At 70.9% G+C, this 14,023-nt stretch carries 12 protein-coding genes; 6 read left to right on the top strand and 6 right to left on the bottom strand.

Annotation, left to right across the window (positions count from 1 at the left end):
• Positions 1-48: 48 nt before the first annotated feature.
• Positions 49-795, bottom strand: coding sequence for an SDR family NAD(P)-dependent oxidoreductase (locus tag GUY59_RS18795; protein WP_138201903.1), 747 nt, complete (start codon positions 793-795; stop codon positions 49-51).
• A gap of 90 nt (positions 796-885) precedes the next feature.
• Positions 886-1,293, bottom strand: coding sequence for a MarR family winged helix-turn-helix transcriptional regulator (locus tag GUY59_RS18790; RefSeq protein WP_138201904.1), 408 nt, complete (start codon positions 1,291-1,293; stop codon positions 886-888).
• A gap of 142 nt (positions 1,294-1,435) precedes the next feature.
• Here GUY59_RS18790 and GUY59_RS18785 point away from each other — a divergent pair, with 142 nt between their 5' ends.
• Complete coding sequence (locus GUY59_RS18785) at positions 1,436-2,713, top strand: DUF4190 domain-containing protein (RefSeq protein WP_138201905.1); 1,278 nt, start codon at positions 1,436-1,438, stop codon at positions 2,711-2,713.
• On the opposite strand, the gene GUY59_RS18780 is transcribed toward GUY59_RS18785, so the two are convergent.
• Complete coding sequence (locus GUY59_RS18780; RefSeq protein WP_132332739.1) at positions 2,710-3,147, bottom strand: sterol carrier family protein; 438 nt, start codon at positions 3,145-3,147, stop codon at positions 2,710-2,712. The two genes, GUY59_RS18785 and GUY59_RS18780, sit on opposite strands and share 4 nt — an antisense overlap.
• A 112-nt stretch (positions 3,148-3,259) precedes the next feature.
• Here GUY59_RS18780 and GUY59_RS18775 point away from each other — a divergent pair, with 112 nt between their 5' ends.
• Positions 3,260-5,323 carry a PhoX family protein gene (locus tag GUY59_RS18775; protein WP_138201906.1) on the top strand — a complete coding sequence of 688 codons (2,064 nt, stop codon included), beginning with the start codon at positions 3,260-3,262 and terminating at the stop codon, positions 5,321-5,323.
• A gap of 34 nt (positions 5,324-5,357) precedes the next feature.
• Positions 5,358-7,238: an ABC transporter ATP-binding protein gene (locus GUY59_RS18770; protein WP_138201907.1), complete on the top strand. Its 1,881-nt coding sequence runs from the start codon at positions 5,358-5,360 to the stop codon at positions 7,236-7,238.
• Here GUY59_RS18770 and GUY59_RS18765 read toward each other — a convergent pair.
• The gene (locus tag GUY59_RS18765) at positions 7,199-8,638 is read right to left on the bottom strand and encodes an MFS transporter (protein WP_138201908.1); all 1,440 of its coding nucleotides are present in this window, start codon (positions 8,636-8,638) and stop codon (positions 7,199-7,201) included. The genes GUY59_RS18770 and GUY59_RS18765 overlap by 40 nt on opposite strands.
• Before the next feature lie 72 nt (positions 8,639-8,710).
• Here GUY59_RS18765 and GUY59_RS18760 point away from each other — a divergent pair, with 72 nt between their 5' ends.
• From GUY59_RS18760 to GUY59_RS18750, 3 genes are all read left to right on the top strand, one after another.
• Positions 8,711-9,364 carry a TetR/AcrR family transcriptional regulator gene (locus tag GUY59_RS18760; protein WP_236667280.1) on the top strand — a complete coding sequence of 218 codons (654 nt, stop codon included), beginning with the start codon at positions 8,711-8,713 and terminating at the stop codon, positions 9,362-9,364.
• An 11-nt stretch (positions 9,365-9,375) separates the two neighbouring features.
• Positions 9,376-10,125 (top strand): methylenetetrahydrofolate reductase, encoded by a 750-nt coding sequence (locus GUY59_RS18755; protein WP_138201910.1) that lies wholly within the window; start codon positions 9,376-9,378, stop codon positions 10,123-10,125.
• Positions 10,126-10,204: 79 nt separating this feature from the next.
• On the top strand, positions 10,205-11,314 hold the full coding sequence (locus GUY59_RS18750) for a C45 family autoproteolytic acyltransferase/hydolase (protein WP_138201911.1): 1,110 nt from the start codon (positions 10,205-10,207) through the stop codon (positions 11,312-11,314).
• On the opposite strand, the gene GUY59_RS18745 is transcribed toward GUY59_RS18750, so the two are convergent.
• Together GUY59_RS18745 and GUY59_RS18740 are read right to left on the bottom strand one after the other, a co-directional pair.
• Positions 11,311-11,973, bottom strand: coding sequence for a Crp/Fnr family transcriptional regulator (locus GUY59_RS18745; protein WP_138201912.1), 663 nt, complete (start codon positions 11,971-11,973; stop codon positions 11,311-11,313). The genes GUY59_RS18750 and GUY59_RS18745 overlap by 4 nt on opposite strands.
• Before the next feature lie 32 nt (positions 11,974-12,005).
• Positions 12,006-14,023 (bottom strand): adenylate/guanylate cyclase domain-containing protein (locus GUY59_RS18740; protein ID WP_201761037.1); only part of this gene is annotated, 2,018 nt, incomplete at its 5' end.

The raw sequence follows: 14,023 nt of genomic DNA, 5'->3' as shown, positions 1-14,023 counted from the left end.
CCTCAGTCTAGGTCGGCGGCTTCCGTGCTCGCACACCCGGGTCGGAGGTCAGCCTATGTGGACTGACCTGCCCGCATTAGAGCCGTCGCGGATGATCTCTCCGGTGAGGTTGCGGTTGTCCGCGGAACCGAGGAAGACGATGAGCGCCGCCAGGTCGTCCGCCGTGCTCAGCCTGCGGGTGGGGGTCCTGGACGCGACCTCGTCGAACACGTGCTGCGGGATCGGGTGCCGGCCGCCGGTGACGGTGAGCCCGGCCACGGCCACGTTGACCAGGATGCCGTCACCGCCCGCCTCCCACGCCAGGGCGCGGGCCAGGCCGTGCAGGGCCATCTTCGCGGTGCCGTACGGGCCGGGGCCCGGCTGCCCCTCCTCGGCCGCCCCCGACGAGACCAGGACGATCCTGCCGAACCTCCTGCGCCGCATCTGGGGCAGCACCGCCTGGATCAGCAGGGCGTTGCCGACCACGTTGGCGTGCAGCGCGGCGGACCACTCCGCGGCAGGCACGTCCTCGAACGCCACGCTGCCGGGCATGACGGTGCCCCAGCGGACGGCGTTCGCCACGAGCGCGTCCACCGGCCCGGCCGCGGCGACGGCCGGCGCGACGGTCGCGTGGTCCTCCAGGTCCAGGTGTACGGCCGCCGCCTCGCCGCCCTCCTCCTCAATCCGCGCGACCACCTCGGCGGCGCGGTCAGTCCCCTTGTTGTACGTGATCGTGACCCGCGCGCCGGCACGGGCGTAGGCGAGTGCGGTGGCTGCGCCGATGCCGGACGAGCCGCCGGTGACCAGTGCGTGCATGAGAGCCCCTCCCTTGATTAGCCGACTAATTAGCCAGCTAACTAGAGAAGCGGGTCCGGTCGCAAGGCGGTTTCGCCGGTAGTGAAAACGTCAGGGCATGGCGCGGCGGATCAGCTGCGCGAGCAGGTCGCGCTCGCCGGGATCGAACCCGCGCAGGAGGTCCTCGTCCATCGTCGTCCAGATCTCCTCCACGGGCTCGCGCAGCGCCTTGCCCGCGTCGGTCAGATGAACCCGGCTCACCCGCGGCCGGTCGGGGTCCGGGACCCGGTGGACGAAGCCCGTACGCTCCAGGCGCTGGAGTGTCTTGGTGACGGTCGGAGGCTCGACGCCGAGCCGGGCGATCAGTTCGCCCTGGGTCAGGCCGTCCTCCTTCCACAACTGGTTGAGGAACATCTCCTGCCCGACATGCAGGCCGAGTGGGGCCAGCGCGGCGGCCATCCGGTTGCGTTGCGTCTTGACGACCTTGATCAGCGCATACGACAGGGTCTCGTCCAGCATCCTCCCATCTTGCCTGCGGCCAGGATTTTTGGCGCACGGTGACCCAAGGATGAGCGGCCTCTTACCGTGTCGCGCGGTTTAGGCGTCGCCCTGCGCGAAAGGGTGAAGTATCCGGCATGTAGACCCGTCGGGAGACGCAGACGTGACCACACCTGGGGACCCGGACGAAACCCGCCGCGGGCAGGATCCGCGCGAAGGCCGTCCGGAAGAGGACGCGCCCCGCCAAGCTCCGCCGCACCACGAGCCCGAGTGGTGGCGCGAGGGCGCGCTGGACGAAGAGGAACGGGGACCCGTGCTCCGGCCGTACGAGCCGGGGCCGACGGGCGGGGACCAGCCACCGGAGGAGTGGTCCGCCGGCGGCCTGCCCGGCGCCGGCCCCACGGGTGGCGCGGCCCCGGACCCCGCGGCACCGGACCCAGCGGCCCCGGACCTTCACGCAGAGCCCGAGAAGGGTGCTGGTGGGGAGGGTGAGGAGCCGATCGCTCCCGCGCCGCCCATTGTGCCGCGCCCGGACGTGCCGCCCCCGCACGAGCCGGTCGGCGAACCTCGTCATCCCGACCTGCCCACCTCACCGGAGGTGCCGCAGCCGACGGGGAGCGACGCCGAGCAGACCCGGGCGTTCCCGGTCCCTGGGAGCACTCCGCCGTACCCGGGCTGGACGTCGACCCCGTCGGAGGGGGACCGGCCGGGCAGACCCGCGCCGTCACGCTACGAGCAGGGCGACCAGCCGAGCTTCGAACCGCCGGGAGGCGGCACGCCCGGAGCGTCCCCGGCACCCGGGGGCGGCACCCCGGCTCATGAGGCCCCCCGGGACCCGGTAGGCCAGAACCCCCAGGAGGGCCAAGGCGGTCAGGAGGGTCAGGGCGGTCAGGAAGAGCAGGGCGGCTCCGGTCAGGGTGGCCTCGGTCAGAGCTACCACGAAGGGTGGCAGAGCCGGCAGGGGCGGCCGGGCGAGGAGCGGCAGGGCCAGGAAGGCGCGTACCCGGGTGGGGGGCCGCGTGACGACGAGCCGACCGTACCCGGTACGGTCCCCTCCAGCCCGTACGGCGGTCCGCCCGGCTACGGTCCAGGCGCCGGATCGCCGTACGGCATGCCGGGCTACCAGCAGGCCAGGCCGGGCAGCGGCCTGGCCACCGCCTCGCTGGTGCTGGGCGTGGCGAGCCCGTTCCTGGTGTTCGTGTGTTTTACGGGTGTGATCACGGCCATTCTGTCGATAGTCTTCGGCTGCGTGGCCCTCGCCAAACGCGCCGGCAAGGGCCGCGCCATCGCCGGCATCGTGCTGAGCGCCCTGTCGCTGGTCCTGTTCGCGGTCGTGGCCTTCTGGTTGTGGAACGTGGCGCAGGAGTGCGCCGGCCTGCCGCCCCAGCTCGCCGACCGTTGTTTCGAGAGCCACTTTCCTTGGATGGGCGGCGGCGCCTAGAGCGGCAGGTGCGCTGACAGGTCCGCGCGTGCCCCGCTGGCGTGTACGGCGCCGCTGGCCAGGGCTTCGTCCCAGGTGAGGCGGCCGAGCGCGAGCTCGATCCATGTGCGGCCGTCCATCTCCACCACATTGGGCGGGGTGCCGCGCGTGTGGCGGGGCCCGTCGATGGCCTGCACGGCCGCGTATGGTGGCACGCGCACCTCCACGGTCCTGCCTGGCGCGGCGCTCGTCAGCCGGTCGAGCAGGTGGCGCACCGCCTGCCTGGCCGCGTCGCGTTCGGGCTTGAGCCCGCGGTCGTAGGCGGCCAGCACGGCGGACACGAGCGCGTCGGGCAGGGCGGAAGGGGGCCCGTCGTAGGGAGGTTCGTCGAGGGCGACGAGCTGGCCGTCGAGGGCCGATCTGAGCTTTTCCTGGTCGAGCTTGCGTGGTGACACGCGACCATTGTCTCCCGGGAAGCGTTCATCAAGGCGGAGGTCTTCGTTCACCTGAGGTTTCGCCGGTGGCCGTAGCGTCCCCGCCGTACGATCGCACTTCGATGGAGGACCTGTGTCGAACCCCGAAGCGGGAGGTCGGCTGCTTCCGCTGATCTCCACCCCGCACAGTGGTGGCCGATCCGCGCTGACCTGTCAGTTCCGCTGCGGCAACGCGTGCGCGCATGACGTGGCCAACACCACTGGCAATGCCTATTTCGGCGATGTGGTGAAGGAGGCGCTGTCGCGGCGCGGCGTGCTGCGCGCCGGGGCGCTGGGCGCTCTCGTGGCGGGAGTGGGCGCGGCGGGGGCGGCGCCGGCGCTTGCCGAGGCGTCCAGGCCGGCGCCCGCCGAGCGGCACGGCGGACGGGGCGGTGACCTGCGTTTCACGCCGGTGCGGCCGAACAAGGACGACAAGCTGACCATTCCGGAAAACTACCGTTCCTCGGTGGTCGTGCGCTGGGGAGACCCGGTGCTGCCGGACGCGCCGGAGTTCGACTTCGACAACCAGAGCGCCGAGGCGCAGAGCAAGCAGTTCGGGTACAACTGCGACTACGTGACGATGTTCCCGATGGGCCGCGACCGGGCGCTGCTCTGGGTGAACCACGAGTACACCGACGAGAACCTGATGTTCCGCGGCTACCCCGGCGGCGCGGAGGCCACCGAGGAGCAGATCAGGATCGGCCTGGCGGGGCACGGCGGCTCGGTCGTGGAGATCGAGCGGGAGGGCGGCGCCGGCGAGTGGAAACTGGTCACCAAGGGGCGTCGCCGCTACAACCGGCGCATCACGGCCGAGACGCCGATGATGTTCTCCGGGCCGGCGGCGGGCAGCGCCCTGCTCAGGACGGATGCCGACCCCAAGGGCCGCAAGCCCGTCGGCATGCTGAACAACTGCGCGGGCGGCACGACCCCGTGGGGCACGGTGCTGACCGCCGAGGAGAACTTCGACCAGTACTTCGTCAACGCCGACAAGGTGCCGGCGAAGCAGCGGCCGTACGTCAAGCGTTACACGATCGCGGAGGGCACTCCGGAGATCAGCCGCAGGTTCGACCGGGTGGACGAGCGCTTCGACCTGGCCAAGCACCCCAACGAGTGCAACCGGTTCGGGTGGATCGTGGAGATCGACCCGTTCGACCCCGACTCGACGCCGGTCAAACGTACGGCGCTCGGCCGGTTCAAGCACGAGGCGGCGACCACGACGCTGGCCCGTGACGGCCGCCTGGTCGTCTACATGGGTGACGACTCGCGCTTCGAGTACATCTACAAGTTCGTCTCGAAGGAGCGCTACCGGCAGGGGGCCGACCGGCACAACCGCGACCTGCTCGACGAGGGCACCCTCTACGTCGCCAAGTTCACCGGCGACAGCCCGGAGAAGGAGATCGACGGGTCGGGCAAGCTGCCGAAGGACGGCGAGTTCGACGGCTCGGGCGAGTGGATCCCGCTGGTCTCGGGCGACAGGTCGTACGTGAAGGGCATGACCGCGGAGGAGGTGCTCGTCTACACGCGGGTGGCGGCCGACAAGGTGGGCGCGACCAAGATGGACCGCCCTGAGGACATGGAGCGCAACCCGGTCACGGGCGGCGTGTACGTCGCGCTGACCAACAACTCCGACCGCACCCCGGCCCAGGCGGACGAGGCCAACCCGCGCGCCTCGAACAAGCACGGCCACGTCCTGGAGATCGTCGAGCGGCGCGACGACGCCGGGGCGAGGAGGTTCTCCTGGTCGGTGCCGCTGGTCTGCGGTGACCCCGACGACGCGAACACCTATTTCGCGGGCTACGACAAGAAGAAGGTCTCGCCGATCTCCTGCCCGGACAACGTGACGTTCGACCGCGACGGCAACCTCTGGATCTCGACGGACGGCAACGCGCTCGGCACGAACGACGGCCTGTTCGTGATGCCGGTACGCGGCAGGGAACGCGGCCATCTGCGCCAGTTCCTCACGGTCCCGCTCGGCGCGGAGACCTGCGGCCCGATGGTCACGAAGGACCAGCGCAGCGTGTTCGTCGCGGTGCAGCACCCGGGCGAGGTCGACGGCGCGAGCCCGGACAACCCGGGCAGCCGCTGGCCCGACGGCGACCAGCCGCGCCCGTCGGTGGCCGTGGTCTGGCACAGGAAGGGCCTCAAGATCGGCTCTTGACCTCAAGTTAAGTTGAGGATCTAGTCTCCACGCCATGAGCATGGAAATGACCGCGTGGCACCAGCTGTACTCGATGAACAACCGGCAGGAGCGTCGCTCCGTCTCCAGGGCGACGCTCCGGCGCATCGCCGCGTTCGCCCGCCCGCACCGCCGCATGCTGACGCTGTTCCTGCTGCTCAGCGTGGTCATGGCGGGCCTGGCGGTGGGGTCGCCGCTGCTGGCGGGACGGGTGGTCGACGCGATCTTCAACGCCGAGCCGCTCAGCGTGGTGGTCGTGGTGGCGCTGATGATCGCGGGCCTCGCGGTCGCGGAGGCGGGCATCGGGCTGCTCAGCCGCTGGTTGTCCGCGGGGCTGGGGGAGAGCCTGATCCTCGACCTGCGTACGGCCGTCTTCGACCACGTGCAGCGGATGCCGATCGCGTTCTTCACCAGAACCCGCACGGGCGCGCTGGTCAGCCGGCTCAACAACGACGTGATCGGCGCGCAGCGGGCGTTCACCGACACCCTGTCCAGCGTGGCGGGCAACGTCGTGACGCTCGCGCTGACGCTCGTCGCCATGGTCGCCATCTCCTGGCAGATCACGCTGCTCGCGCTGGTGCTCCTGCCCGTGTTCATCGTGCCCGCACGGCGCATGGGCACGCGGATCGCGAGGTTGCGGCGCGAGGCGGCCGACCACAACGCCGCCATGGGCAACCAGATGACCGAGCGGTTCTCGGCGCCGGGCGCGACCCTGGTCAAGCTGTTCGGCCGGCCCGCGCACGAGTCGGCCGAGTTCGCCTCCCGGGCCCGCCGGGTGCGCGACATCGGCGTACGCACCGCCATGACGCAGACGGTCTTCGTGACCGCGCTGACCCTGGTGTCGGCGCTCGCGCTGGCCCTCGTGTACGGGCTCGGCGGCTTCTACGCGCTGCGCGCCCAGCTCGCCCCCGGCGCGGTGGTGTCGATGGCCATGCTGCTCACCCGCCTGTACGCCCCGCTGACCGCGCTGGCCAGCGCCCGCGTGGACGTCATGAGCGCGGTCGTCAGCTTCGAGCGCGTCTTCGAGGTGCTCGACCTCAAGCCGCTCATCCAGGAGAAGCCCGACGCCCGCGAGGTGCCCGAGGGCCCCGTGTCGGTCGAGTTCGACGACGTGCGCTTCGGCTATCCGTCGGCGGACAAGGTCTCGCTCGCCTCGCTGGAAGAGGTGGCCACGCTGGACACGCGCGGCGGCGTCGAGGTGCTGCACGGCGTCTCGTTCCGGGCCGAGCCCGGACAGATGGTGGCGCTGGTCGGCTCGTCCGGCGCGGGCAAGTCCACGATCGCGCAGCTCCTGCCCAGGTTGTACGACGTCGACGCGGGCTCCGTACGGCTCGGCGGGGTGGACGTACGCGACCTGACCGCCGACTCGATCCGCGACACGCTCGCCATGGTCACGCAGGACGGGCACCTGTTCCACGACACGATCAGGGCCAACCTGCTCCTGGCCAGGCCGGAGGCGGAAGAGGACGACCTGTGGGACGCGCTCACCAGGGCCCGCCTGGCCACGCTGATCGAGTCGTTGCCCGACGGGCTCGACACGGTGGTGGGCGAGCGCGGCTACCGGCTGTCGGGCGGCGAACGCCAGCGCCTGACGATCGCCCGGCTGCTCCTGGCCAGGCCCAGGGTGGTGATCCTGGACGAGGCCACGGCGGCGCTCGACTCCACCTCGGAGGCGGCGGTGCAGGCGGCGCTCGGCGAGGCGCTGGAAGGGCGTACGGCGGTGGTGATCGCGCACCGGCTCTCCACGATCCGCGCCGCCGACGTCATCCTGGTGATCGAGGACGGGCGGGTGGTCGAGCGCGGCACGCACACCGAGCTGCTCGAAGCCGGGGGCCGGTACGAGGAGCTGTACCGCACTCAGTTCGCCGAGCCGGCGGTGGCCGAGGCGGTGGCCTGAGGCTCGGCGGGCTCGGCGGGCTCGGCGGCTTCGTCGCTTGGGGCCGGCTTGCGCAGCGAGTGGAGCGCGACCGGGATGCCCACGAGCATCACGACCGCCGCGACGACCAGGGCGAACCGGTAGCCGTCGAGGAAGGCGAGCAGCGGCGCCCGGTCTCCGGCCGCCTGCCTGACGCTCAGGACCGCGCCCAGCACTGTGACGCCGAGCAGCCCGAACACCTCACGTGACACGTTGAACATGCCCGAGGCCACGCCCGCCCTGTCCTTGGGCATGCCGTTGAGCACAGCGGCCGTCAGGGGCACCAGCATGCCGCCGCCCAGGCCGTACAGCAGGAACCAGGGCAGGACGTCCGTGTAGCCGCCGTCGGCGCCGACGCGGGAGATCAGGTAGATCGCGACGCCCATGAGCGCCATCCCGAGCGCCACCGTACGTCCGATGCCGAGCCAGGAGGTGATGCGCTGCGATGACATCGCGACCACGGCCATGACGAGCGCCATCGGCACGAACGCGGCGCCGGCCTCGGTGGGGGAGAAGCTCAGCACGTTCTGCAGCCACAGCGCGCTGAAGAAGTAGATGCCGAACACACCGAACGACCAGATCCCGCTGGTGAGCAGCCCGCCGCTGAACACCCGCGAGCGGAACAACACCATCGCCGCCATCGGCTCCGCGGCCCGGGACTCCACCAGCACGAACGCCGTGGCCGCCGCCGCGGCGACGCCGAACGCGGCCAGGATCGGAGGCGAGGTCCAGCCCGCCGCCTCTCCTTCGATGAGCGCGTACGTCAGGGAGGACAGGGCGACGGCGGAGGTGGCCAGTCCGGGTAGGTCGAGGCTGCGCCGTACTCGCGTGAAGGCGGGCCTGACGGCCCAGAGCGCGAGGCCGAAGGTCACCAGTCCGATCGGGACGTTGATCAGGTAGATCCAGCCCCAGTGCAGGTGCTCGCTGATGAAGCCGCCGGCGAACGGGCCGAGCGCCATGGAGAGCGCCCCCGCGGAGCTCCAGACGCCCACGGCGCGGCCGCGCTCGCCGGGGTCGGGGAAGATCTGGCCGATCAGCGCCAACGCCGTGGGCGTGAGCAGCGCCGCGCCGACGCCCTGGACGGCCCGCGCCGCGATGAGCGTCGCGCCCGTGGTGGCCAGGCCGGCGGCCAGTGACGACAACGTGAAGATCGTCAGGCCGGTCAGGAACACCCTGCGGGCGCCGTACACGTCGGCGAGGCGGCCGCCCGCCAGCATGAGCCCCGCGAAGAGCAGGATGTACGAGCTCACGATCCACTCCAGGCCGCTGATCGACAACCCGAGCTCGCGCTGAATCGTCGGCAGGGCGACGTTGCCCACATTGTTGTCCAGGTACGTCATGAACGTCCCCAGGGTCACCGCGCCAAGCGCCCACCATCGCATGATATTTCCTCCTATACGCCGTACTTGTACGATGTACAGTTGAGCGTGTACGTTGTACAGTTGTCAACCGTGATGGGAAAACTGACCGCGGGGGCGATCGCGGATCGAGCCCTGGAGATCGGCGACGCCGAAGGACTCGACGCCGTCACGATCCGGCGGCTGGCCTCCGACCTGGGCGTCACCCCGATGGCTCTGTACTGGCACTACAAGAACAAGGAACAGCTGATCATCGGCATGGCCGACCATCTGATCCGCGGCTTCGCGCCCAAGCCTGCCGACGAGCGCCCATGGCAGGAGCAACTGCGCGACCTGGTCGAGGGCCTGATCAGGACCCTGCGCGCTCACCCTTGTGCCAAGGACGTGATCGAGCAGATCGACGCCGTCGCGGTGCCGAACTTCCTGGCCGTCTGGGACCAGGCGCTCAGGCTGACCCGCGCGGCGGGGTTCAGCGTGGAGGAGAGCTGCCTGATCACGCAGTACCTGCTGCACAGCGCCATCGCCATCGCCGACGCCCCGGTCATCCAGCAGGCGTCCCCGTCCGGCGAGGACGATGCGCAGCGGGTCAGGCGCAAGCGGCTCTCTCTGCAGTCACTGCCCGCCGACAGCTACCCGCACCTGGTGGAGATGGCCGGCCCGCTGGTCGAGCGGAAAGACCCGCACCTGTACGACACGTTCGGCGTCGACCTGGTGCTCAGCGGCATAGAAGCACTGGCTGCCCGGCGTTAGGGTCGTGGTTCATGGCCTTTGAGTTGATCTGCGAGATCGAACCGCCGACCAAGCCCGACATGAAGCACGTCAGGCACCAGATCGGCACCATGAGCAAGGTCGCCCACGCCTTCCTCATCCCCGACAACCACATCGGCCGCGCCACCGTGTCGAGCGTCGCGGTGGCGCACGAGGTCGAGGCGATGGGCGGGCGAGGCATCGCCTGCCTCAACTCGCGCGACCGGAACCTGCTCGGCTTCCGCCGCGACCTGCTGACGGCGGCCGCGTACGGCGTCGACCAGTTCCTGTTCGTCTACGGCGACAAGCCGGCGAGCGGCAACCGTACGAGCGATCTCACGGTGCGATCGATGATCGAGGAGGCCAGGGAGTTCTCACCCGGCTCCCGCCTGGGAGCGGCGGCGGGGTTGCGTCCGCTGCCGGCCTGGAAACGCGCGGCCGACTTCCTCTTCCTCCAGGTCTCCTTCTCAGTGGAGGCCCAGTTGCGCTGGCGCGAGGCGCACCCGGTGGACGCGCCGGTCTACGCGGGCGTCATGGTGCTGGCCAGCGCCGGCCACGCCCGCAGCCTGGCCACGACGATCCCCGACATCGCGCTGCCCGACGCTCTGGTGGAGCAGGTGACCGGCGACCGCCAGGCGGGTGTGGAGGCGGCCTGCGAGCAGGTGCTCGCCCTGCGCGACTCCGGCGCCTTCGACGGCGTGCACCTCATCCCCGTCTCCCGCTACCGCGACGTCGAACGCCTGCTCGCCCCCGCCCTCGGATGAGACATGTGCCAGAGCGCCACCAGCGGTCGGTCAGTGGCCGGTAGGAGCCCGGTCAGCGGGGGGCGGCAGTCTCGCCGGCATGAATATCACCCAGATCGCGGGGAGCAGGGACGACTTCCAGCTCGTCCGTCACATGACCCTGGAGGGCGGCCAGGCCGAGATCGGCCGGCGGCTCACCGAGGAGGCGCTGCGGCTCGGCTGGCGGCCGCAGCCGTCGGACCCCACCGTGAACAGGGCCAGGCGGGCCTGGTTCGAGCGGCACTGGCCGCAGCATCACGCCCGGATGGACGGCGCGGCCGAGGCGCTCGGCCTGGACCCGGGCCAGGACGAACTCGCCCTCGACGGGCTGTGGTACATCCCGGCGGGCTTCGGCTGCTCGGCCCTGTGGGTCCCGCCGTCCGCGTCGGCGGACGGGCACGGCAGGATCGGGCGCAACTACGACTTCTTCACGATGACCACCAGCGAGGTCATGGCGACCGAGCCGGTGCCGGGCGAACTGCCGATGGCGTCGCGCCCGTACGTGATCACCACGATTCCGGACGAGGGCCTCGCCTCCACCGTGATCACCATGTCCGACCTGGACGGCTGCATGGACGGGATGAATGAGGCCGGGCTGGCGGTGACGCTGCTCAACGCCGACCTCGACCAGGGATCCCCGCCGGAGGACGTCTCCCCGCAGGTCGGGCTGAGCAGCGTGCAACTGCCCCGGTTCCTGGTGGAGACCTGCGAGAACGTGGAACAGGCCAAGCAGGCGCTGCTCGGCGCCAAGCAGTACGACCACGGTGCGCCGTTGCACTACCTGGTGGCCGACGCGCACGGCGAGGCGTTCGTGTGGGAGCGCGGCCGGGACGGCGCCGAGCACATCGTGCAGTTCGGCGACGCGCCGCTCTGCGTCACGAACCACTCGCTGCGCCGTCACTCGGACCCGATGGTGCTGCCCGCCGACACCGAGACCACGTTCGGCACGTACGGGCGGCTGCGCACCCTGTACGAGCGCAGCAAGGGCGTCACGCTGTCGGGCCGCGACCTGCGGGAGAGCCTGGAAGCGGTGCGGCCCTCCGAACCCACGCCGTACCCCACGCTCTGGAGCACCTTCTTCGACACCGCCGAGCGGACCCTGTCGACCTCCTTCTACCTGGGGCCCGAGCGCTTCACCGAGGAGGTCGTGTTCAGCGCGCGCCGAGGTTAGCGGGCACGTGCGCGCAGCCCTTCGACGTCGTGAATGGTCACGCGCCGCCGCCCGGTCTCGATCAGGCCGCGGTCGCGCAGCGTGCGCAGCGCCTTGCTGACGGCCTCGCGGGACGAGCCTGTCCAGCCGGCCAGCTCGTCCTGCGACAGCGGGAGCGCGACGCGTAGGCCGCTGGTGGTCTGCTCGCCGTACCGGTCGGCCAGTTCGAGCAGGCGCGTCGCCACCCTGCCCGTGGTGTCGAACGCGCCGTACTCGATGCGCTTTCTGTCGGAGTCGCGCAGCCGCTCGCTGACGAGCTTCATGAGCAGCACCGCGACGCGCCCGTGCGCCTCCAGGAAGGAGACGAAGTCGCGCACGACGAGGCCGGTGACGGGCTCCAGCGTGGTGACCGTGGCCGAGCGCGGTGAGCCGTCGATGGCCGACTGCTCGCCGATCAGCCCGCCGGGGCCGCGTACGGCGAGCACCACCTCGTTGCCGCTGCTCGTGTGCGAGGAGACCTTCACCCGGCCCTCCAGCAGCACGAGCACCCAGTCGTACGTGTCGCCCTCGGTGATGACGGTCGTGCCGCGGTCCCAGCGGCGCCGCCGTCCCGCCGCGCGCAGCGCCGCCACCTCCTCGTCGGTGAGCAGGGACAGGAACTCGCCGGGCTCAGCGTTCATGGCCCGATTATGTCGGTATAGAGGACGACCTTCTACGGCAGATCGGTGAGAACGTACGCCGCGACGAGCTCCTCCTTGCCCTTGAGGTTGAGCCGCCCCAGGGACCGCACCGTCGCGTCACGGCCCAGTTGCCTGTACGTCGTCTCGCCGATGACGACCGTGCCGGGCTCGGCGACGCCCTGGAGCCTGGCGGCCACGTTGACGCAGTCGCCCATCGCGTTGAAGCCGCGCAGCTCGGGGCTGCCGATGTTGCCGACCAGGGCGGGGCCGGTGTTGACGCCCACCCGGAACGTCGGCCACTCGACGTCGTCGACCCGCTTCCACGCCATCTCCTCGGCCACCTCGGCCGCGGCGCGCTGCATGTCGAGCGCGGCCCGGCAGGCGGCCCTGGCGTGGTCGGCCTGCAGGGCGGGCGCGTTGAACAGGGCGAGCAGCGCGTCTCCGACGAACTGCACGATCGTGCCGCCGTTGTTCAGGATGCAGGGCACGGCCGCCGTGTGGTAGCGGTTGAGCATCTCGACGATCTCGCCGGGCGCCACCTTCTCGGAGAACGTCGTGAAGCCCTTGAGGTCGGCGAAGAGCGCGCTCAGCTCCTTCACCTCACCGCCGAGCGCGGCCTGACCCGGGTCGGCGAGCAGCGCGTGCGCCACGTCGGGCGACATGTACTGGTGGAACAGGGTGTGCAGCTCCTGGTAGAGGCGGGCGTTCTCCAGGGAGATGGACAGCTGCCCCGCGAGCGTGGCGGCCAGCGCCTCGTCCTGGCTGGTGCGGCCGATCGGCACCTCCAGCACACCGGCGAGCCTGCCCTTGACGGTCAGGGGGAAGGCGAGCAGGCGGTCGCGCCGGATCGGGGCGTCACCGTCGAAGCGGTAGTCGCGCGAGCCGATCTGCGTGCTCCCGTCGGCGACCAGCCCGATTTTGACGTCGCCGTACGCCTGCCGCACCCGCTCCAGCGACGAGGCCAGCAGCTCCTGTTCGGGCAGGCCGACCCGGGTCTGGGCGCTCACCGAGACCAGGGCGGCCAGCCGCTCCGACAGCTCACGCTCGTTGACCAGCGCCTCGCCGGCCCGGTCGAGCACCGCCGCCTGGCCCTCGTTGAGCCGGAACTTGCCCGCCAGCCGGGCAGCGGCCAGCGGTTCGCCGCGGCGTACGTGCTCGACCAGCTCTTCGAGCGCCTTGTCGTAGTCCTGCTGGATGCGGCGGACGGTCGCGGCCAGGGCCACCGAGTCGAACAGCCCGCCGCTCGCCCCCTCACGCCTGAACTGCAGGTAGGCGCTGTAGGCCACGAACACGAAGGCGAACGTGAGCAGCAGGTGCCACTCCCACCAGGACAGGTGCCAGTTGAGCTGCGACATCCCGGCGACCATGCTCTCGGCCAGCAGCGCGTACGCCGTGATGAGGCTGATCAGCATGGCCGACGGACGGCGGCGGTGCAGCCGGAACATCAGCACGCTCGCCGCGCCGTAGAGCAGCAGACCGGGAATGGACGCCCACACCAGCCAGCCGATCGGCGTGACCATCGGCGGCTCGCTGAGCGGTGTCAGGCCGGGAACGAGTGACGTGACACCCCACAACACCATGACGCCGGCGAGCGCGCCGCGGATGAAGTGCTGGGCGCCGAGCACGGACTTGGCCGCAGCCTCACCCATCGGCAGCGCCGAGCCGAGCGCGAACACCGCCGCGATCGACAACCCCAGCTGCTGGCCCAGGTCGAAGCCGAGCGAGCCGGTCGGCAGGATGATCTTGGGGGTGGCCAGGCCGTGCAGGAAGAAGAAACCCGCGCTGCTCAGGAACACCATGGAGACGAGGAAAAGGCGGGCGTCGTCGCGGCGCCGTGACGCCTCGCTGATCATGACGCCGAGCACGACGTTGACCCCGGCCACCAGGACGATCATCCAGAAGTGGCTGGCGTTGTGCTGCCAGGAGATGTTGATGTGCGGCTGGCTCAGCAGCAGCCAGAGGCCGAGCAGCGGCAGGACGAGGTGGATGCCCCACACCACGCCGCGCACCGGCTGGGTGGCGGGAGGCAGGTAGGGGGACGGACCGGGGG

This window comes from Nonomuraea sp. K271 (genome assembly GCF_009908215.1).
GTDB classification, from domain to species: domain Bacteria; phylum Actinomycetota; class Actinomycetes; order Streptosporangiales; family Streptosporangiaceae; genus Nonomuraea; species Nonomuraea longispora.
Note: the sequence above shows the minus strand (reverse complement) of the source record. Positions and strands in the feature narration are given on the sequence as shown.

Excerpts from the sequence above, each read along its gene's own strand:
- GUY59_RS18745 (WP_138201912.1), bottom strand. The coding sequence starts at position 11,973 with ATGAACGCTGAGCCCGGCGAGTTCCTGTCCCTGCTCACCGACGAGGAG.
- GUY59_RS18770 (WP_138201907.1), top strand. The coding sequence starts at position 5,358 with ATGAGCATGGAAATGACCGCGTGGCACCAGCTGTACTCGATGAACAAC.
- GUY59_RS18790 (WP_138201904.1), bottom strand. The coding sequence starts at position 1,293 with ATGCTGGACGAGACCCTGTCGTATGCGCTGATCAAGGTCGTCAAGACG.
- GUY59_RS18765 (WP_138201908.1), bottom strand. The coding sequence starts at position 8,638 with ATGCGATGGTGGGCGCTTGGCGCGGTGACCCTGGGGACGTTCATGACG.
- GUY59_RS18755 (WP_138201910.1), top strand. The coding sequence starts at position 9,376 with ATGGCCTTTGAGTTGATCTGCGAGATCGAACCGCCGACCAAGCCCGAC.
- GUY59_RS18760 (WP_236667280.1), top strand. The coding sequence starts at position 8,711 with ATGGGAAAACTGACCGCGGGGGCGATCGCGGATCGAGCCCTGGAGATC.
- GUY59_RS18750 (WP_138201911.1), top strand. The coding sequence starts at position 10,205 with ATGAATATCACCCAGATCGCGGGGAGCAGGGACGACTTCCAGCTCGTC.
- GUY59_RS18795 (WP_138201903.1), bottom strand. The coding sequence starts at position 795 with ATGCACGCACTGGTCACCGGCGGCTCGTCCGGCATCGGCGCAGCCACC.